General features: G+C 53.5%; 18 protein-coding genes and 4 tRNA genes. 15 read left to right on the top strand and 7 right to left on the bottom strand.

From position 1 onward, the window contains the following. Window positions 1–135 precede the first annotated feature (135 nt). The 5 genes from thrP to ACLJRH_RS23320 all read left to right on the top strand — a co-directional run bounded on the left by thrP (window position 136) and on the right by ACLJRH_RS23320 (window position 2,056). Window positions 136–1,521 (top strand): bifunctional threonine/serine APC transporter ThrP, encoded by a 1,386-nt coding sequence (thrP, locus tag ACLJRH_RS23340; RefSeq protein ID WP_000818378.1) that lies wholly within the window; start codon window positions 136–138, stop codon window positions 1,519–1,521. 102 nt (window positions 1,522–1,623) lie between these two features. After that, window positions 1,624–1,700: transfer RNA gene (locus ACLJRH_RS23335), tRNA-Arg, on the top strand. A gap of 54 nt (window positions 1,701–1,754) precedes the next feature. Then, window positions 1,755–1,830, top strand: a tRNA-His gene (locus tag ACLJRH_RS23330). A 20-nt stretch (window positions 1,831–1,850) separates the two neighbouring features. Beyond that, window positions 1,851–1,937, top strand: a tRNA-Leu gene (locus ACLJRH_RS23325). Window positions 1,938–1,979: 42 nt separating this feature from the next. Then, window positions 1,980–2,056: transfer RNA gene (locus ACLJRH_RS23320), tRNA-Pro, on the top strand. A 580-nt stretch (window positions 2,057–2,636) separates the two neighbouring features. Here ACLJRH_RS23320 and hemY read toward each other — a convergent pair. Genes hemY through hemC form a run of 4 tightly spaced genes read right to left on the bottom strand, consistent with a single transcriptional unit; the run spans window position 2,637 to window position 6,705 of the window. Beyond that, entirely contained in the window at window positions 2,637–3,833 is a 1,197-nt protein-coding gene (gene hemY / locus ACLJRH_RS23315) for a protoheme IX biogenesis protein HemY (protein ID WP_001546072.1), read from the bottom strand. Between the two features lie 2 nt (window positions 3,834–3,835). Beyond that, window positions 3,836–5,005, bottom strand: a complete 1,170-nt coding sequence (gene hemX / locus ACLJRH_RS23310; protein ID WP_023137099.1) for a uroporphyrinogen-III C-methyltransferase — start codon at window positions 5,003–5,005, stop codon at window positions 3,836–3,838. A 21-nt stretch (window positions 5,006–5,026) separates the two neighbouring features. Next, entirely contained in the window at window positions 5,027–5,767 is a 741-nt protein-coding gene (gene hemD / locus ACLJRH_RS23305) for a uroporphyrinogen-III synthase (protein WP_000025495.1), read from the bottom strand. Next, on the bottom strand, window positions 5,764–6,705 hold the full coding sequence (hemC, locus tag ACLJRH_RS23300) for a hydroxymethylbilane synthase (protein WP_001521319.1): 942 nt from the start codon (window positions 6,703–6,705) through the stop codon (window positions 5,764–5,766). Before hemC ends, hemD begins: the two co-directional genes overlap by 4 nt. Window positions 6,706–7,081: 376 nt before the next feature. Between hemC and cyaA the strand changes: the two genes are divergently transcribed. The 4 genes from cyaA (at window position 7,082) to ACLJRH_RS23280 (ending at window position 11,191) form a co-directional block, all read left to right on the top strand. Continuing rightward, window positions 7,082–9,628 (top strand): class I adenylate cyclase, encoded by a 2,547-nt coding sequence (gene cyaA / locus ACLJRH_RS23295; RefSeq protein ID WP_000281719.1) that lies wholly within the window; start codon window positions 7,082–7,084, stop codon window positions 9,626–9,628. 107 nt (window positions 9,629–9,735) lie between these two features. Next, the gene (locus ACLJRH_RS23290) at window positions 9,736–10,089 is read left to right on the top strand and encodes a membrane protein (protein ID WP_000752579.1); all 354 of its coding nucleotides are present in this window, start codon (window positions 9,736–9,738) and stop codon (window positions 10,087–10,089) included. Between the two features lie 185 nt (window positions 10,090–10,274). Continuing rightward, window positions 10,275–10,817, top strand: coding sequence for an STM3941 family protein (locus ACLJRH_RS23285; protein ID WP_015406210.1), 543 nt, complete (start codon window positions 10,275–10,277; stop codon window positions 10,815–10,817). Between the two features lie 11 nt (window positions 10,818–10,828). Then, entirely contained in the window at window positions 10,829–11,191 is a 363-nt protein-coding gene (locus tag ACLJRH_RS23280) for a hypothetical protein (protein WP_001641751.1), read from the top strand. Between the two features lie 71 nt (window positions 11,192–11,262). Here ACLJRH_RS23280 and cyaY read toward each other — a convergent pair whose 3' ends face one another. From cyaY to ACLJRH_RS23265, 3 genes are all read right to left on the bottom strand, one after another. Continuing rightward, window positions 11,263–11,583 carry an iron donor protein CyaY gene (gene cyaY, locus ACLJRH_RS23275; RefSeq protein WP_000999927.1) on the bottom strand — a complete coding sequence of 107 codons (321 nt, stop codon included), beginning with the start codon at window positions 11,581–11,583 and terminating at the stop codon, window positions 11,263–11,265. A gap of 69 nt (window positions 11,584–11,652) precedes the next feature. Then, window positions 11,653–12,042, bottom strand: coding sequence for a DUF3021 family protein (locus ACLJRH_RS23270; RefSeq protein WP_001124433.1), 390 nt, complete (start codon window positions 12,040–12,042; stop codon window positions 11,653–11,655). Then, a complete protein-coding gene (locus ACLJRH_RS23265) occupies window positions 12,021–14,033 on the bottom strand; it encodes a hypothetical protein (protein ID WP_023137098.1) in 2,013 nt (670 codons plus the stop codon). Before ACLJRH_RS23265 ends, ACLJRH_RS23270 begins: the two co-directional genes overlap by 22 nt. Before the next feature lie 185 nt (window positions 14,034–14,218). Here ACLJRH_RS23265 and lptM point away from each other — a divergent pair, with 185 nt between their 5' ends. The 6 genes from lptM to uvrD all read left to right on the top strand — a co-directional run bounded on the left by lptM (window position 14,219) and on the right by uvrD (window position 19,900). Next, entirely contained in the window at window positions 14,219–14,422 is a 204-nt protein-coding gene (gene lptM, locus ACLJRH_RS23260) for an LPS translocon maturation chaperone LptM (protein ID WP_000799903.1), read from the top strand. A gap of 36 nt (window positions 14,423–14,458) precedes the next feature. After that, window positions 14,459–15,283, top strand: a complete 825-nt coding sequence (gene dapF / locus ACLJRH_RS23255; protein WP_001160671.1) for a diaminopimelate epimerase — start codon at window positions 14,459–14,461, stop codon at window positions 15,281–15,283. Next, window positions 15,280–15,987 (top strand): DUF484 domain-containing protein, encoded by a 708-nt coding sequence (locus tag ACLJRH_RS23250; RefSeq protein ID WP_000812760.1) that lies wholly within the window; start codon window positions 15,280–15,282, stop codon window positions 15,985–15,987. Before dapF ends, ACLJRH_RS23250 begins: the two co-directional genes overlap by 4 nt. Next, entirely contained in the window at window positions 15,984–16,886 is a 903-nt protein-coding gene (gene xerC, locus ACLJRH_RS23245; protein WP_000132868.1) for a tyrosine recombinase XerC, read from the top strand. The genes ACLJRH_RS23250 and xerC overlap by 4 nt, the downstream gene beginning before the upstream one ends. Beyond that, entirely contained in the window at window positions 16,886–17,602 is a 717-nt protein-coding gene (yigB, locus tag ACLJRH_RS23240; RefSeq protein WP_001213560.1) for a 5-amino-6-(5-phospho-D-ribitylamino)uracil phosphatase YigB, read from the top strand. Before xerC ends, yigB begins: the two co-directional genes overlap by 1 nt. A gap of 135 nt (window positions 17,603–17,737) precedes the next feature. Further along, a complete protein-coding gene (gene uvrD / locus ACLJRH_RS23235) occupies window positions 17,738–19,900 on the top strand; it encodes a DNA helicase II (protein ID WP_000383436.1) in 2,163 nt (720 codons plus the stop codon). Window positions 19,901–19,908 lie beyond the last annotated feature (8 nt).

Here is a 19,908-nt window from a genome sequence, read left to right as displayed (position 1 = left end):
TCTTACACAATAAGTGCATTTTTTTAATGCTCCATTTGCCATTTGTCCAAATTTAAGAAAATATTCGCAACAATCAATGTACCCATAACAATAACCGGTACTACCGGAACCGTTGCAAACACGACATGAGGATTTATGGCAGAGAAAAAACCGGAGCTACAGCGTGGGCTGGAAGCTCGTCATATTGAATTGATTGCCCTCGGGGGCACCATCGGCGTCGGACTCTTTATGGGTGCCGCCAGTACGCTGAAATGGGCGGGCCCGTCAGTGCTGCTGGCGTATATTATCGCCGGATTGTTCGTCTTTTTCATTATGCGTTCGATGGGGGAGATGCTCTTTCTGGAACCTGTTACCGGCTCCTTTGCCGTGTACGCCCACCGGTATATGAGTCCTTTTTTTGGCTATCTTACCGCCTGGTCATACTGGTTTATGTGGATGGCGGTCGGGATCTCGGAAATTACCGCCATTGGGGTCTACGTCCAGTTCTGGTTTCCGGAGATGGCGCAGTGGATACCGGCGCTGATTGCCGTCGGACTGGTCGCGTTGGCGAATCTGGCTGCGGTGCGCCTGTATGGTGAAATCGAGTTCTGGTTTGCGATGATCAAAGTCACCACGATTATTGTGATGATCATCATCGGTCTGGGGGTGATTTTCTTCGGTTTTGGTAACGGCGGCCAGGCGATTGGCTTTGGTAATCTGACCGAGCATGGCGGCTTTTTTGCTGGCGGCTGGAAAGGCTTTCTGACCGCATTATGTATCGTGGTGGCCTCTTATCAGGGGGTTGAGTTGATCGGTATTACCGCCGGTGAAGCGAAGAATCCGCAGGTGACGTTGCGTAGCGCGGTGGGTAAGGTGCTGTGGCGTATCCTGATTTTTTATGTTGGCGCGATTTTCGTGATCGTCACCATTTTCCCGTGGAATGAGATTGGCAGTAACGGCAGTCCCTTTGTGCTCACCTTCGCGAAAATCGGCATCACCGCCGCGGCAGGCATTATCAACTTTGTCGTGCTGACGGCGGCGCTCTCCGGCTGTAACAGCGGAATGTATAGCTGTGGGCGTATGCTTTACGCGCTGGCGAAAAACCGTCAACTGCCGGCGGCAGTCGCGAAAGTCTCTCGCCACGGCGTGCCGGTCGCGGGCGTGGCGCTCTCTATTTTGATTTTGCTGGTAGGTTCTTGCCTGAACTACATCATCCCCAATCCGCAGCGCGTCTTTGTTTACGTTTATAGCGCCAGCGTACTGCCGGGGATGGTGCCGTGGTTTGTCATTCTGATTAGCCAACTGCGCTTTCGTCGGGCGCATAAAGAAGCGATTGCGGATCATCCTTTTCGTTCCATTATGTTCCCGTGGGCGAACTATTTGACGATGGCGTTTCTGGTTTGCGTTTTAATCGGCATGTACTTTAATGAAGATACGCGCATGTCGCTGTTTGTCGGCGTCATCTTCCTGCTGGCCGTCACGCTGGTCTACAAAGTTTTCGGTCTGAATCGTCACGGAACCGCCCACAAGGTGGGGGAATAAGCGCCAAAATGCGCAAAGCATAACCAAACGCGCATTTTATTTAAAAAGGCACTGGACAGCGGGGTGTGAAGTCCGTATTATCCACCCCCGCAACGGCGCTAAGCGCCCGTAGCTCAGCTGGATAGAGCGCTGCCCTCCGGAGGCAGAGGTCTCAGGTTCGAATCCTGTCGGGCGTACCATTTATTTAGGTGCTTGAGCTGCGGTGGTTTAATACCGCGTAAAAAGTTTCAGTGGTGGCTATAGCTCAGTTGGTAGAGCCCTGGATTGTGATTCCAGTTGTCGTGGGTTCGAATCCCATTAGCCACCCCATTAATATAGAGTTGTGAAACGCGAAGGTGGCGGAATTGGTAGACGCGCTAGCTTCAGGTGTTAGTGTCCTTACGGACGTGGGGGTTCAAGTCCCCCCCCTCGCACCACGACTCAATGAATTGAACTAAAAATTCAAAAAAGCAGTATATCGGCGAGTAGCGCAGCTTGGTAGCGCAACTGGTTTGGGACCAGTGGGTCGGAGGTTCGAATCCTCTCTCGCCGACCAATTTTGAACCCCGCTTCGGCGGGGTTTTTTGTTTTCTGTTCATTTTCAACCGCTTATCCCGCACGTGGTGCCATTATGGTTTATTGGCGATATCCCAGACTTTATTTGTCGCTATTCGGTGACGAATAATCTATTGATTTATAATCACTTTATAAAAAGCATCCTGTTCTGTCTCCGCCGGGCGACACGCTAAAACCTCGCCAGCGGCGGGGGGATGACAATCGCGTGAATTCTCTACGTTTTTTTAACGCCTGCGCCTGTTTTTAGCGGTGCAAAGATGGCACGTTATGTGCAATAATGTACGGGTAGATGCTCATTCCATCTCTTATGTTCGCCTTCTGGCTTCATAAACTCAGGAATGATGCAGAGCCGTTTACGGTGCTTATCGTCCACTGACAGATGTCGCTTACGCCTCATCAAACACCCTGGACACAACGTTGAGTGAAGCACCCCTTTATGTTGTCATACAGACCTGTTTTGACGCCTGCCCCTTAACCGGGCAGGCGTTTTTTTATGCATCCCGAATGATTTTGTGTAGGCGGTAAGCCCGGTAAGCGAAGCGCCACCGGGCAAGAGGGAATTACTGCGGGGGATTGTTCTGTAATGTCAGCATCAGGCCGTCGCGCCGCATGGCGGCGGCCTCTTCCGGTTGATGCAGTCGATCAAGCGCATCGGCAAGCCAGGCATAATCATACGCGTCCGGGCGTTGTTTCAGCGCGGCGCGGAAAGCCAGGGTTGCCTCCTGCCATTCACCGTGTTTCATTAGCGACTGACCGAGTGTGCTCCATAACAGCGGGCGATCGCCTACTGTCTTAATTTGCTGGCGCAGCACTTTCTCCAGTTGTTCCGGATTATTGGTTCTGAGGCGAGGAATGGGCAGCACCAGTCGATCGTCATACTGGCGTTTCAGACCGTCGATGATAATCTGCTGCGCCATATCATGATCGTCACATTCGATCAGATGCTCGGCCATCGCGACCTGCAGCGCCACCTGATGGCGGGTTTTACGGCTTTGGTTTTTCCACCAGGTGCGTAATCCTTCGCTGCCCTGCTCGGCGCGCGCCTGATCCATGAGTCCTATCCACGCCTGTTGTTCGAGCATGGCGCGATGCGCTTCATCGCCAACGTGCGCTTTCGCCATGGATGGGATGATATCCAGTAAAGAACTCCATGCGCTGGTGCGAATATAGGCCTGCTCCGCCAGACGCAGAACTTCCGGGTGACGCGGCGTGACCTCCAGCAGTTTGTCCACGCCGTGACGCGCCGCGTGATTTTCATTGCGCGCCAGCTGTAAGCGCACGCGTGTGATCTCGACCGGGATGGTGTCGTTCCCCGCCAGCTCTGCCGCACGTTCAAGGTGCTGATTAGCGCGTGCTTCATCGCCGCGCTGCTGCGCCGCTTCTGCCGCCAGCAGATAATTTACCACCGGTTGTTCAGCATGGTCGGCATTTTTTGACATCAGCTTTTCAACCTGCTGATAGTCGCCCTCCGCCAGCTTCAGTAGCGCCTGTTCGGTCTGCTTGCGGGCGCGACGGCGTTTACGGCCGGCAAACCAACCGCGGGTGTGCGCGCCGGTACGAAACAGACGGCGTAGCAACCACTCAATGGCGAATAGCACCACCATAGCGACGATGAGAATGATCGCCAGTCCGGTGACGCTGGTTTCAATGTTGTAGTTATCGGTCTGGATTAACACATAGCCCTGGTGACCGGCTATCATCGGGCCGACCACGATACCCGCGAGCAACAACACAAAGAGCAATAATACTTTTAGCATCATTATTCTCCTTGCGGCGCGGTTGCCGGAGCGTCTGTCTGCGTGGCAGGCGCTGCCGTAGAGACTGTCGGTTGCGCCAGTAGATTACGCACGCGGGTTTGCATCAGTTTTTCAAGAATCGCCTGGCTTTCCAGGGTTTCCGGCAGATCCATCGTGATATTTTGCTGGCTTAATTTATCGACCTCCTCCAGGAAGGCTTTTGTCGCGGCGTCGTCAGTATCGTAATAAGCGCGAACCCAGGTCGAAACGTTATCCAGCGCCTGACGGTATGTTTCTTCCTGATGGCGTGGCACGGCCTGCGCGGCGACTAACAGGCGGGAGCGAATATTTTCGCGTAAATAGACGTCCTGGTTGGGCGCCAACAGCGGTACGGCGGTATCATCGCGGCGACGAATGGTAATAAAGCTGTCCATAAAGTTCTGCCAGCTTTTTTGCAGGTTAACGCGCCATTCGCTTAGCGAGCTGGACAGCTCGCTGCTGTCTGAATCCATCGGCGAACCATCGGTATCGTTATCCGCCAGACGCAGGTTATCGATTTGGTTAGAGAGCTGATTGAGTTTGAGAATAATGCCGTCGTAGTCGATCTGCGCAACGGATGACAGGCTGGCGATATCGTCAGTAATCACGCGTCGTGCGGTAATGAGGCTGGGGTCATTCATGTCCGCCAGACTGGCGTCAGCGCTTTTGAGCAACGCAGCGGCGGTAGTGACGTCCTGATCGCTCCACAGCTTGCGTCCGGCGAGTTTCACCAGGAAATCAGCCTGCGCCAGCAGCCAGGTTTTAGCATCGCTGCCGGAAATAGTGGCGACTTTTTGTTGTACTTCATCAAGCTGTTTCGCCAGCGCCGCCTGTTGGCGATTCGCGTCATCTAACTGCGCCGCTTGTTTTTTGATAATCCCTTCCAGCTCCGCTTTTTGGCTCTCCTGCGCCTTTTGCAAGGCGGTCAGTTGCGTCGCCAGCGCATCGCTGGTTTCCGTTTGCGCGGTTGCTTGCTGTTTCCCCCAGCCATAAAGCCCAATACCTGCCGCCAGGGCAATCGCGATCGCCACCGCGCTTAATACCAGCGCGGCGCCGTTCTTACTTTTTTTCTCGGTATTAACTGGCTGTGGCGTGGTTTCCACGCTCTCCCTGGTCTCATCAACCACGGCGGAGGATTTTTCTTGTTCCGTCATTATGGCATCCCATTATGAGAGTTATTGTAATGCGCGCAACAGCGCATCGTTGTCGGCGTTATCAGCGACCTTAATATCTTGCCAGCCCAGTTCCCGGGCGAGGTGCGCCAGACGCTCACTGACGACCAATAGCCGACAGCGTAGTAACCAGTGCTCACGATACCACTGGGGAGTCAGCGACCAGAGCCGTTGCAACATCTCGCCGCTGGTAACAACAAGCGTTGTTACGCCGCGAGTATGCCAGCGCATCGCTTCTTCCGCGCCATCGTAATGTTTCGCACATCGTTGATAACATTCACAAAAACTGACTTCGGCTCCGCGAGCTGTCAGGGTTTCGCCCAGCAGTTCGCGGCCGCCATTGCCACGCAAAATCAGCGCGCGTTTGCCCGCAATATTTTGTAATTCAGGTAATTGTAGCAAGGCTTCGCTGATTTCCCGATCCAATGGATAACGAATATCGAACCCGCTAACGGTATGAAGGGCGAGCGCCGTGGTGCGGCCAATCGCGAAATAGCGCGGCGACGCAGGCCAGTTTCGGCCATCCCGCTGGAGCTGGGCGTGAGCAAAGGCGACGGCGTGCTGTGAAAGGGCAAAAACCAGATCGTTTTCCGTCAGAGTCGCCAGGCGGTCGGCCAGGGTGGGTAGCTCCCGACCGGCGACAAATTCAATCAGTGGAAAACTCCAGGCCACCTGCCCCAGTGCGCGCAGACGGCTCACTAACGCTTCCCCTGCGGGAGAGGGGCGGGTGATCAGAATACTCATGCGGGCGTCTCGCCGTTATAAACTTCCGTCAGAATCGCGCGCGCGCCGTTTTCCAGCAGTTCCTCTGCAAGCGAGATGCCCATTTGCTCCGCCTGCTCGGGAGAACCACGACGTTCGCCGCGCACCATCACCGAACCGTCCGGCGCGCCAACCAGCGCGCGTAGCCAAATTTCACCGTTGATGATTTCTGCATAGCTGCCAATCGGCACCTGACAACCGCCTTCCAGGCGGGTGTTCATAGCGCGTTCCGCCGTTACGCGCAGCGCGGTTTGCGAGTGATTCAACGGTGCGAGCAGCGCCTGCGTTCGCGCGTCGTCAAGACGACACTCAATCCCGACGGCGCCCTGGCCTACGGCAGGAAGTGAAACGTCGGGCGGCAAGGCTGTGCGAATGCGCGACTCCAGACCTAAGCGTTTCAGACCGGCCACGGCCAGGATAATGGCGTCATAGTCGCCGTTGTCCAGCTTGCCGAGACGTGTGCCGACGTTGCCGCGCAACGAACGGATAATGAGGTCCGGACGGCGTTCCGCCAGTTGACACTGACGACGCAAACTGGACGTCCCGACGATACTACCCGCGGGCAGATCGTCCAGACTGTGATATTTATTCGAGACAAACGCGTCGCGCGGATCTTCGCGCTCGCAAATGGTCACCAGACCGAGACCATCCGGGAAGGCCACCGGAACGTCTTTCATAGAGTGCACGGCGATATCAGCGCGTTTTTCCAGCAGCGCGATTTCAAGCTCTTTAACAAACAGTCCCTTACCGCCCACTTTCGCCAGGGGAGTATCAAGGATCACGTCGCCGCGTGTGACCATCGGCACCAGTTCTACTGTCAGTCCCGGATGGGTTGCCATCAATGCGTCTTTGACATAATGTGCCTGCCAAAGCGCAAGGGGACTTTGGCGTGTGGCAATTCTTAAAACATTGTCTAACATGCTTGTTACCGTCATTATCAATCATTGACCATCCTAACATCCTTATAGAGAGTATGTTAGTTTTCCGGTCACCGTGAGTGAGAGGATAAGGCGCAGTGTCGTCAATGACAGTGAATAATGACGAGAAACCGCCAGCCCGTATTTAAGAATTTACACGCAGCGAACGGTGCTACACTTGTATGTAGCGCATCTTTCTTTACGGTCAATGAGCAAGGTGTTAAATTGATCACGTTTTAGACCATTTTTTCGTCGGTATTGGATAAAAATATGCAGGCGAGAAAGGGTAACGGTTATTTTTGACATACGGTTTATCCCGAATGGCGACGGTCAAGTACTGACCTGCACCATGACGGGTAGCAACATCAGGCGATACGTCTTGTACCTCTATATTGAGACTCTGAAACAGAGACTGGATGCCATAAATCAACTGCGTGTGGATCGCGCGCTTGCTGCCATGGGACCCGCTTTTCAGCAGGTTTACAGTCTTCTGCCGACATTATTGCACTATCACCATCCACTGATGCCGGGTTACCTTGATGGTAACGTTCCCAGCGGTATTTGCTTCTACACGCCTGATGAAACCCAACGCCACTATCTGAACGAACTTGAGCTGTACCGCGGTATGACGCCGCAGGACCCGCCGAAGGGCGAGCTGCCGATTACCGGCGTTTACACCATGGGCAGCACCTCCTCGGTCGGGCAGAGCTGCTCGTCCGACCTGGATATCTGGGTGTGCCATCAGTCCTGGCTCGACGGTGAAGAGCGTCAGTTGCTGCAACGTAAGTGTAGCCTGCTGGAAAGCTGGGCCGCCTCGCTTGGCGTTGAGGTAAGCTTTTTCCTGATCGACGAGAACCGTTTCCGCCATAACGAAAGCGGCAGTCTGGGCGGGGAAGACTGTGGTTCTACGCAGCATATCCTGTTGCTTGATGAGTTTTATCGTACCGCTGTGCGCCTGGCCGGGAAGCGTATCCTGTGGAGTATGGTGCCGTGCGACGAAGAAGAGCATTACGACGACTATGTCATGACGCTCTACGCGCAGGGCGTATTAACGCCAAATGAATGGCTGGATCTGGGGGGCTTAAGCTCGCTCTCCGCCGAAGAGTACTTTGGCGCCAGCCTGTGGCAGCTATACAAGAGCATTGACTCGCCGTACAAAGCAGTGCTGAAAACGCTGCTGCTGGAAGCCTACTCATGGGAATATCCCAACCCACGTCTGCTGGCGAAAGATATTAAACAACGTCTGCATGACGGTGAAATCGTATCGTTTGGACTCGATCCCTACTGCATGATGCTGGAACGGGTCACTGAATACCTGACGGCGATTGAAGATCCGACGCGGCTGGATTTAGTCCGCCGCTGCTTTTACCTGAAAGTGTGCGAGAAATTAAGTCGCGAGCGTGCCTGCGTAGGCTGGCGTCGGGAAGTATTAAGCCAGTTAGTCAGCGAGTGGGGATGGGACGACGCGCGTCTGACCATGCTCGATAATCGCGCAAACTGGAAAATCGATCAGGTGCGCGAAGCTCACAACGAATTGCTCGACGCCATGATGCAAAGCTATCGTAATCTGATTCGCTTTGCGCGGCGCAACAACCTCAGCGTGAGTGCCAGCCCGCAGGATATCGGCGTACTGACGCGTAAGCTGTACGCGGCGTTTGAAGCGTTGCCGGGTAAAGTCACGCTGGTGAACCCGCAGATATCGCCGGATCTGTCCGAGCCGAATTTAACCTTTATCCATGTGCCGCCGGGACGCGCCAACCGTTCAGGCTGGTATCTCTACAACCGCGCGCCGAACATGGATTCCATCATCAGTCATCAGCCGCTGGAATATAACCGTTATCTTAATAAGCTGGTCGCGTGGGCGTGGTTCAACGGCCTGCTGACGTCGCGAACGCATCTGTTTATTAAGGGCAACGGTATTGTCGACCTGCCTAAGTTGCAGGAGATGGTCGCCGATGTTTCGCACCATTTCCCGCTGCGCTTGCCTGCTCCGACGCCGAAAGCGCTCTACAGCCCCTGTGAAATTCGCCATCTGGCGATTATCGTTAACCTCGAATATGACCCGACGGCGGCGTTTCGCAATAAAGTGGTCCATTTTGACTTCCGTAAGCTGGACGTTTTCAGCTTTGGCGAAGAGCAAAACTGTCTGATAGGCAGTATCGACTTGTTATATCGCAACTCGTGGAACGAAGTGCGTACTCTGCACTTTAACGGCGAGCAGGCGATGATCGAAGCGCTGAAAACGATTCTGGGGAAAATGCACCAGGATGCCGCGCCGCCGGATAGCGTCGAAGTGTTCTGCTACAGTCAACATCTTCGCGGTCTGATTCGCACCCGCGTGCAGCAACTGGTCTCCGAATGTATCGAGCTACGTCTTTCCAGCACCCGTCAGGAGACCGGTCGCTTCAAGGCGCTGCGGGTTTCCGGGCAGACGTGGGGGCTATTCTTCGAACGCTTGAATGTCTCGGTGCAGAAGCTGGAGAACGCTATCGAATTCTACGGCGCGATTTCGCATAACAAGCTGCACGGGCTGTCGGTACAGGTGGAAACCAACCAGGTGAAATTGCCGTCAGTGGTGGATGGCTTCGCCAGCGAAGGGATTATCCAGTTCTTCTTTGAAGAAACGGGCGATGAGAAAGGCTTTAATATTTATATTCTGGATGAAAGTAACCGGGCGGAAGTGTATCACCACTGCGAGGGTAGCAAGGAAGAACTGGTGCGCGACGTCAGTCGCTTCTATTCGTCATCGCACGATCGCTTCACGTATGGCTCCAGTTTTATCAACTTTAACCTGCCGCAGTTCTACCAGATAGTGAAAACCGATGGCCGCGAGCAGGTGATCCCATTCCGTACGCAGCCTATCAACACCGTGCCGCCAGCAAACCAGGATCATGACGCGCCGCTATTGCAGCAGTATTTTTCGTAAGTGCTGCGCCGGGCAACGCTGCCCGGCCGGCGTTCACCGCTTCACATTAACTTCACCCAACTTCGTTACCGTGACCTCCGCATTTGGTTTACAGGAGGAGGTTTGAGGTGGCAGATGCGTTCATTTTGTTAGGGATAGTCATGGCGATGGTCAGCCTCGGCTTCATTCTTATAAATAAGTTATTCTGTTTTATATCTGCTGGGTGCCTGCTCTCGTTATGCGCCAGCATGGCCAGTTTTCAACTCTGGGATGCGTCTTACTGGGGGCGATGGGGAAAAGTATGTCCCGGCCTGGATGTGATCATCTCCTGCGACAATTACCATTTTCTCTATGACTTGGGATGGGAATTGTACGGTATCGCCTTTTTGTTCTTTACCGCGTTAATGCTCACATGTGCGGCCATTATTCTTATCAATATGATTATGGCTTTAGAGCGATACTGTGCCGGATGGCGGCGCTAACGCGCCTTATCCAGCCTACATTCGAAGAATGCTCATTGAGCGGAACAAGGTTTAGACAATATTTTTTCTTATACAATTTATGTAGTAATATTCAGACCGTTCAAAACGCTATCGCGTCCTTCATTGTTTTCGTAAATATGTTTTGAAAAACCATATTAGAAACAAAAGCTCTTTAATGGTTTCTTATGGATGTTTTTATAAAAGGATATTATATGTCAATAAACAACCCTATTCTTATTTACGTGAATAAGAAACGACAAATAAAATTAGCTCTGTTTTATTCAGTGTTAGCTATAGCTCTTATGATGAGCCTCTTTCTAAATTATAGTATTATGCTAAAGATGATGTGTGTTTTTTTCATAATCCTCATGATAGCAGGCGCAAGTGCTTACTGGTACTCCGCCTTTTCAGGAAAGCCACAGTTAACGTTGAACCAGGAGGGAGTAACATTACACACAACCAGGCTACCAATAGTTTACTGGCATGAAATCGACTATGTTGGTGAGCGTGTTAGCGATAATACGCCTGTGCTGGCCGTTTTTGTCAAAGATGTTGAGCTTTATTGTCAGCGAATTACTAATGAGAAAATGCGTAATAATTTTCTGTCATTATTGAATAAGCATGAAAGTAATCGCGTGATGAATATCTCTCTAAACGATCTCGATTATGATTCAGATGAGTTACAGGATATTTTTAAAATGGCTGTTGCCAGAAACCTAGAACAATAGGGTAGAGATATATGTTTTTTGTTATTACTCACCATATTGATGTGCTGCCTCTGGCAACCCTACCCACACATGAAACATGCCCTTATTGTAATAATCAGGATGTATGGTTGATTATTCGCCAAAAAAGGACCCGTACATGTGGTTTGTCTCAAGCGAGAAAAAGAGATAAGTTTGGTTTAGCGATATGCAAGCATTGCAGCAATGAAATCAAGGAAAAACGTTGGTCACCAGCGTTACGTCAACTTTTTACCGAGCAGAAGCCACTGTTTAACCTAACCTTTTGGCAACGCTACGGTTTTTGGGTTGGTTGGTTGAGTGTATGGCCCGCGCTGTTTCTGGCAACCTGGCTGTATTTCACATTCCGGGGTTGGTAATACGACCGCATATCTCGTTAAATATACGCAGGAAAGCGCTATTCTTCTGGCTCTCCTGCGGAATTGAAAACTTAACGAAAACTCACCTTTTCACCTGCCTGCTGTGTCGCCGCCTGCTCCAGCAGATCCCAGAAGGTTTCGCCGCTGCGATCGCAAATCCACTCGTCGCCTTTCAGGTCAAAGTGATAGCCGCCCTGTTTGGTCGCCAGCCATACCTGATGCAGCGGCTCCTGACGGTTAATAATGATTTTACTGCCGTTCTCAAAGCTGAGGGTCAGCACGCCGCCGTTGATTTCGCAGTCGATATCGCTGTCGCCGTCCCAGCTATCGAGGCGTTCTTCAATGGTGAGCCACAGGGCGTCAGCCAGGCGATGAAATTCACTGTCGTTCATTGTTTTATCCCGCTATTGAGTGATAGCGCCAGTATAAGGGGAAGCGTCAGCTTCTGGAACCGATACGCCTTAGCGTTGTGAGCGGTAAAGAATAAAACCCAGCGGTAGATAAATGGCGATAAATAGCGCACTGGCAATGAGGATGACGGACGCATTAACCGGGAAATGGTTCAGAGCCGACAGCATTGCTACCATCAGCACGACGCAGCTGCCGCAAAGGAGAAAATGCAGCAGGATTAGGGGATAGCGTGGCTTTGCTTTGATATCCAAAAGAGCGCTAAGCAGACCGAGTACCGCGCTTATCGTCAGGACTCCGGCAGCTTCAACACCGTTTATCGTGCCGTGCATAATGCTTTCAATAATGACGTAAATGCATGAACCGATCCCCACGCCCCGAAGGGCGTTTTTCAAATGTTTATCCAAGCGCGCAAAACGGCTTAGCGGCGTGATTTTTGGCATTCCTGTGCCTGCGTTATGATGATGATGTCTTTATTGTTGGTGTACCTGACGTTCCTATTCAGAGTATGCGTCTTATCCGGGCAGGGGGATGCTGTTCGGTAAAGCTGGCTGCCAATCCACGTATAAACGTAGCGGTTGTCATACGCAAAACGCTCGGTGACTTTTAGCGGCCCATTGATGCTAAAGATCTGAATACCCTGACCTTGTTGGCTATCACGCATAAAATAGCTGTGCTCTTTTCCGGCGTTAATTTTCCGGTTCAGGAAGGGGGTTGCGCTATCCAGTTCTAGCGTTTCCAACTGGTCTTCGCCAAAAGGTGAGAGCCTCGCAATGTATAGCCGGTTCTTATATTGCGCGATGCGATCGTTAACCAGATGAAACTGACTCGGGTCAACGTTGGGAATGGTTTGCCAACGACCCCACTCGCCGTCAGGTGACAGAACCTTGCGCCAGCGAACCGCTGTTTTGCCGATGTCAAAGGTACCATCGGTTTTAACATAGGCTGTTTTTACGGAAGGATCGCGCGGGATACCCGTGGCGATAAAAGAGCCATCCTCCATGAGAGCGCCATCTAACTGGGCTATGCGGTAATCCACCCAATAGCCGTATCCTGAGTACGCTGTTTGCCATTTCACGCGTAGAGCTTTGGGATTGGGCGTGGGATAGCGCCACAGTTGAGCGCCATCAAACGCGTAAACATAGCGATCGTCGCGCGCGTACCATTTTTTGTAATGTGGGCTGTCGCCCAGATGCGCTTCTGTCTCGCCCGGAACGTGATAGTCCATCAGAATAAGCGGGCCAGCCGACTCGAATACCTGCAATCCGTCTTCTTCCTCAAAGCCGGATCGCGTTTTAGTGAGTAAATAACCGTGATGCCGCCCGGCATTAAAGCGCTTGTCTATCACCAGATTTGGGTTATCCAGCGTGACGACATCCAGTTGGTTTTCGTCGAATTCCGTTTTCCTGATGACATAAAGCCGATCCTGATACTGCGCCACCGCATTACTGAGCGGATGAAATTGTTCCGGGTCAAGGCCGGGGATTTCGGCAAATTTGCATTCCGGTCCTTTACGCCACAGCACGCGTTTTTCCTGCAGGTTGAACGCATCACAGTGTTTTTCAATTTGCATGTCCCAATCCAGGTTGTTCTGGTTGAGAACGTAACGGTGCAAGCCGTTTTTATCGCGCCAGGTCAATAGAGAACCGGGCATCCAGCGCACCACGGAAAAGGTATCCGGATCGGCATCCAATAGTTCGCCATTGAGCATTATTTTTGTACGCGTACGGGCCAGCGTATCCCAGGGACCAAAGGGGACGGCGACACACGGATTAAATGTGGCGGAAAATTTACCGCGCTGATCCCAGGGCTTTTGCGCCAGAACGGTGAAACTGCCCGGGTCGCTCAGGCGATGCCCTTCGACATAAAGAAAGCGATCGTCGCGCAGCGTCAAGCCCATCAGGTCTGGTTTCCACTGGCTGCTGAATTCAACTTTGCGCAATGACTGTAAATTAACGCGGTTTTCGCCGCCGTTGTCATCCGTTCGTTTGCCTTCGTAATAGAGACTATTTTTATCAACACCGATTTTGCCAAAGGCGCGAAATGAGGCGACATCTACCGATGCCGTCCCCGGCGGATTACGCATGATTTTTCCACCGTACAGAATAACGCGTCCGTCGCTGTAGTAGGAAAAGTGCGGGAAGATAGCCTGTGCACCGGTATGAACGTGATCGGTTGTCAGGTCGGTGAGCGGTGGTTCCCTGTCCCACTCATCCTGAGTTGCCGGGTTAATCAATGAATTGGGTAACCGACGCAGGCGTTTGAAATTCACCTCCGGCAACGAAAGATTTTTCTCCTCTTCTGGCTGGAGATAAACCACGCCGCTGCCTTGCCGTTGATAAACATTGTGCGGAGATTCACTCAGCCGGCATCCCCAGGCGGGAGGCAGCAGAAGTGAAAGCGAAAAAAGGCAAAACAAATTACGATATTGCATAAGGTCATCCGGACGTGGTACGTAAACCTAAAGTGATTAGCAAAGCATGTTTCCTGATGTAAATGCGCAATAATCATGGCAACGCGCCGCTTTTCAGATTTTATAAAGAGCCCCTAAACGCTTGCTTTTACGCCTTCTCCTGCGATGATAGAAAATAGAAAGCATGAACTTACAGGCAATCCATAATGAAAAACGTGTTTAAGACACTCGCTGTACTTCTGACTCTGTTCAGCCTGACGGGCTGCGGTTTGAAAGGGCCGCTTTATTTCCCGCCAGCCGATAAAAATGCGCCGCCGCCGACGAAAAAAGTCGATTCGCAAACGCAGTCCACGATGCCCGATAAGAACGATCGCGCAACGGGAGATGGCCCGTCCCAGGTCAATTACTGAGGATAGTTTTCTGTCCCCGCGTGAACGGAGTGAATGATGCAATTCTCTAAAATGCATGGCCTTGGCAACGATTTTATGGTCGTCGACGCGGTAACGCAGAATGTCTTTTTTTCGCCGGAACTGATTCGTCGGCTATCCGACAGACACCTGGGCGTAGGGTTCGATCAGCTGCTGGTGGTTGAGCCGCCCTATGATCCTGAGCTGGACTTTCATTACCGCATCTTCAACGCCGACGGCAGTGAAGTCTCACAGTGCGGCAATGGCGCGCGCTGTTTCGCGCGATTTGTTCGCCTGAAAGGGCTAACCAATAAACGCGATATTCGGGTCAGTACCGCGAATGGCCGGATGGTACTGAGCGTCACGGAAGATGAACTGGTGCGGGTGAATATGGGGGAGCCAAACTTTGAACCCGCGCAGGTGCCTTTTCGCGCCAACAAAGCGGAAAAGACGTATATTATGCGAGCGGCGGAACAGACCATACTGTGCGGCGTGGTTTCAATGGGCAATCCGCACTGTGTCATTCAGGTTGATAATGTCGACACGGCGGCTGTTGAAACACTGGGGCCGGTTCTGGAAAGCCATGAGCGTTTTCCGGAACGCGCCAACATTGGTTTTATGCAGGTTGTAAGACGTGAGCATATCCGGCTGCGAGTCTATGAACGCGGCGCAGGGGAGACCCGCGCGTGCGGCAGCGGCGCGTGCGCTGCCGTTGCCGTGGGGATTCAGCAGGGGCTGCTGGCTGAAGAAGTACGCGTGGAATTACCGGGCGGTCGGCTGGATATCGCCTGGAAAGGTCCGGGTCATCCGTTATACATGACTGGTCCGGCGGCACATATCTACGACGGATTTATCCATTTATGAAGCAACCAGAGGAAGAACTACAGGAAACGCTCACGGAACTGGACGATCGAGCGGTCGTCGATTACCTGCGCCACCACCCTGAGTTTTTTATCCGTAACGCCCATGCCGTGGAAGCGATGCGTGTTCCACATCCCGTGCGGGGAACGGTTTCGCTCGTTGAGTGGCATATGGCCCGCGCGCGTAATCACATCAATGTGCTTGAAGAAAATATGACGCTGCTGATGGAACAGGCTCATGCCAATGAAAGCCTGTTTTATCGCTTGCTGCATCTGCAAAGCCGTCTGGTCGCCGCGGATAGTCTGGATGAGATGCTGATGCGGTTTCACCGCTGGGCGCGCGATTTGGGGCTTGCCGGCGCGACGCTGCGTTTGTTCCCGGATCGGTGGCGTCTTGGCGCGCCATCGCGCTATACGCATCTGGCTTTAAACCGTCAGGCCTTCGAGCCGCTGCGTATTCAACGATTGGGACAGTCGCAGCATTATCTTGGCCCGCTAAACGGCCCGGAACTGCTGGTGGTCTTGCCGGAGGCGAAGGCTGTAGGCTCGGTAGCCATGTCGATGATGGGCAGCGATGGCGACCTCGGGGTGATTCTCTTCAGCAGCCGTGACCCGCACCACTATCAGCCGGGGCAGGGGACGCAGCTTTTACAGGAGATCGCGCTGATGCTGCCGGAGCTGCTGGAACGCTGGATTAAACGCGTATGACGGATGTCGCGCTTTCTCTGGATGTCTCGCGGTTCCTGCGCTATTTAGGCGTGGAGCGCCAGCTTAGCCCCATTACCCTGCAGAACTACCAGCGTCAGCTTGATGCCATTATCGCTTTAGCCGGAGAAACCGGGCTGAAAAGCTGGCAACAATGTGACGCTGCGATTGTGCGCAGTTTTGCGGTGCGCAGTCGGCGTAAAGGGCTTGGCCCTGCCAGTCTGGCGCTACGTCTCTCGGCATTGCGAAGCTTTTTTGACTGGTTAGTCAGTCAGGGCGAATTGAAAGCTAACCCGGCGAAGGGCGTCTCCGCACCGAAAGCGCCGCGTCATCTGCCGAAAAATATTGATGTCGACGACGTTAACCGCCTGCTGGACATCGATCTTAACGATCCGCTCGCCGTACGTGATCGGGCGATGCTGGAGGTCATGTACGGCGCGGGGCTGCGTTTATCCGAACTGGTTGGCCTGGATATAAAGCACCTCGATCTTGATACCGGCGAAGTGTGGGTAATGGGTAAAGGCAGCAAAGAGCGACGCCTGCCGATTGGCCGTAACGCGGTGACGTGGATTGAGCACTGGCTGGATCTGCGCGGACTGTTCGCCAGCGATGAAGAGGCGTTATTCCTGTCGAAGCTCGGCAAGCGTATCTCCGCGCGCAATGTCCAAAAACGGTTCGCTGAATGGGGCATAAAGCAGGGGCTAAACAGCCACGTGCATCCACATAAGCTGCGCCATTCGTTTGCGACCCATATGCTGGAATCGAGCGGCGATCTGCGCGGCGTGCAAGAGCTGCTGGGTCATGCCAACCTTTCCACCACCCAAATTTATACTCATCTTGATTTTCAACATCTTGCTTCAGTGTACGACGCGGCGCATCCGCGCGCTAAACGGGGGAAATAATGCGTTTTTACCGGCCTTTGGGGCGTATTGCCGCGCTCACCTTTGACCTGGATGATACCCTTTATGATAACCGTCCGGTGATTTTGCGTACTGAGCAGGAAGCGCTCGCTTTTATGCAGAATTATCACCCGTCGCTACGTTCGTTTCAAAACGTCGATTTACAGCGGATACGGCAGGCGGTGCGTGAAGCGGAGCCGGAAATCTATCATGACGTTACCCGCTGGCGCCATCGCGCGATAGAGCAGGCCATGCGGGATGCGGGATTATCGGCGCAGGAGGCCATTGCCGGCGCGAATGCGGCGATGATGCATTTTGCCAAATGGCGCAGCCAGATTGAGGTTCCGCAGGCTACCCATGAGACGTTACAGCAGCTTGCGAAAAAATGGCCGCTGGTGGCGATCACTAACGGCAACGCCCAGCCGGAACTGTTTGGCCTCGGCGATTACTTTAAGTTTGTACTGCGCGCCGGCCCGGATGGACGTTCCAAGCCGTTTAGCGACATGTATTTCCTGGCGGCGGAAAAACTGCATGTGCCGATCGGCGAGATCCTGCATGTCGGCGACGATCTGACTACCGATGTGGCTGGCGCTATTCGCTGTGGGATGCAGGCCTGCTGGATTAAACCTGAAAATGCCGACCTGATGCGGACGCAGGACAGCCGTTTACTGCCGCATATCGAAATTTCGCGGTTGGCATCTCTCACCTCGCTGATATAATCACCAGTAGTTCTGTATAAATTCCCAGTTATTCTGGCGGATGGCGTTATGCTTATCCGCCCTACGATAAGTAGCCCCGGTAAGCGAAGCGCCACCGGGCGTTTTTAGTTTTCATGTTTTTACGCGGCGGTGCCAATGGACGTTTCTTACCTGCTCGACAGCCTTAATGATAAACAGCGCGAAGCGGTGGCCGCGCCACGTAGCAACATGCTGGTGTTGGCGGGCGCGGGAAGCGGGAAAACCCGCGTGCTGGTGCACCGTATCGCCTGGTTACTGAGCGTAGAAAACAACTCGCCATACTCCATCATGGCGGTGACCTTTACCAACAAAGCGGCGGCGGAAATGCGCCATCGTATTGGCCAGTTGATGGGGACCAGCCAGGGCGGAATGTGGGTAGGGACGTTCCACGGTCTGGCGCACCGCCTGCTGCGCGCGCATCATATGGACGCTAATTTGCCGCAGGATTTCCAGATTCTCGACAGCGAAGATCAGATGCGTTTGCTTAAACGCCTGATTAAGGCGATGAATCTTGATGAGAAGCAGTGGCCGCCGCGTCAGGCGATGTGGTACATCAATAGCCAGAAAGACGAAGGGCTACGCCCGCACCATATTCAAAGCTATGGCAACCCGGTGGAGCAGACCTGGCAGAAGGTGTATCAGGCCTATCAGGAAGCGTGCGATCGCGCTGGTCTGGTGGATTTTGCCGAGCTACTGCTGCGCGCTCATGAACTATGGCTGAACAAGCCGCACATCCTGCAACACTATCGCGAGCGGTTTACTAACATTCTGGTGGACGAATTCCAGGATACCAACAATATTCAGTACGCCTGGGTTCGTCTGCTGGCGGGCGATACCGGTAAAGTGATGATTGTCGGCGACGATGACCAGTCGATCTACGGCTGGCGCGGGGCCCAGGTAGAAAACATCCAGCGCTTCCTCAATGATTTCCCCGGCGCGCAGACCATTCGTCTGGAGCAGAATTACCGCTCGACCAGCAACATCCTTAGCGCGGCGAACGCTCTGATTGAGAATAACAATGGGCGTCTGGGTAAAAAACTGTGGACTGACGGCGTTGATGGCGAACCGATATCGCTGTACTGCGCTTTCAACGAACTGGATGAAGCGCGCTTTGTGGTTAACCGTATCAAAACCTGGCAGGACAACGGCGGCGCGCTTGCGCAATGCGCCATCCTTTATCGTAGCAACGCCCAGTCGCGCGTGCTGGAAGAGGCGTTATTACAGGCCAGTATGCCGTACCGCATTTACGGCGGTATGCGCTTCTTCGAACGCCAGGAGATCAAAGATGCGCTCTCTTATCTGCGTTTGATTGCCAATCGCAACGATGATGCCGCCTTTGAACGCGTGGTGAACACCCCGACGCGCGGCATCGGCGACCGCACGCTGGATGTGGTGCGTCAGACCTCGCGCGATCGCCAGCTAACATTGTGGCAGGCGTGCCGTGAATTGTTACAGGAAAAAGCCCTGGCCGGGCGTGCGGCCAGCGCGCTACAACGCTTTATGGAACTGATCGATGCTCTGGCGCAGGAAACCGCCGACATGCCGCTGCATGTGCAGACTGACCGGGTGATCAAAGATTCCGGCCTGCGCACCATGTATGAGCAAGAAAAAGGCGAGAAAGGCCAGACGCGCATCGAAAACTTAGAGGAACTGGTGACGGCGACGCGGCAGTTCAGCTACAACGACGAAGATGAAGATTTAATGCCGTTGCAGGCCTTCCTCTCTCATGCGGCGCTGGAAGCGGGCGAGGGGCAGGCGGATACCTGGCAGGATGCAGTACAGCTGATGACGCTGCACTCGGCCAAAGGGCTGGAGTTTCCGCAGGTGTTTATTGTCGGTATGGAAGAGGGCATGTTCCCCAGCCAGATGTCGCTGGATGAGGGCGGGCGTTTGGAAGAGGAGCGTCGTCTGGCCTACGTCGGCGTTACCCGTGCCATGCAGAAACTAACGCTAACCTATGCCGAAACGCGTCGTCTGTACGGTAAAGAGGTCTACCATCGCCCGTCGCGTTTTATCGGCGAACTGCCGGAGGAGTGCGTGGAAGAGGTCCGTCTGCGCGCCACCGTCAGTCGTCCGGTGAGCCATCAACGAATGGGAACGCCGCTGGCGGAAAACGACACAGGCTACAAACTCGGCCAACGCGTGCGCCATGCGAAGTTCGGCGAGGGAACTATTGTCAACCTGGAGGGCAGCGGCGAGCATAGCCGGTTGCAGGTGGCTTTTCAGGGGCAAGGGATCAAATGGCTGGTTGCCGCGTATGCGAAGCTGGAAACGGTTTGACCGGCTCT

Origin of the sequence: Salmonella sp. SAL04162 (assembly GCF_046551535.1) — a bacterium.
GTDB lineage: Bacteria > Pseudomonadota > Gammaproteobacteria > Enterobacterales > Enterobacteriaceae > Salmonella > Salmonella enterica.
The sequence above is the reverse complement of the archived record's forward strand: the minus strand, read 5'-3'. Positions and strand labels throughout refer to the sequence as shown.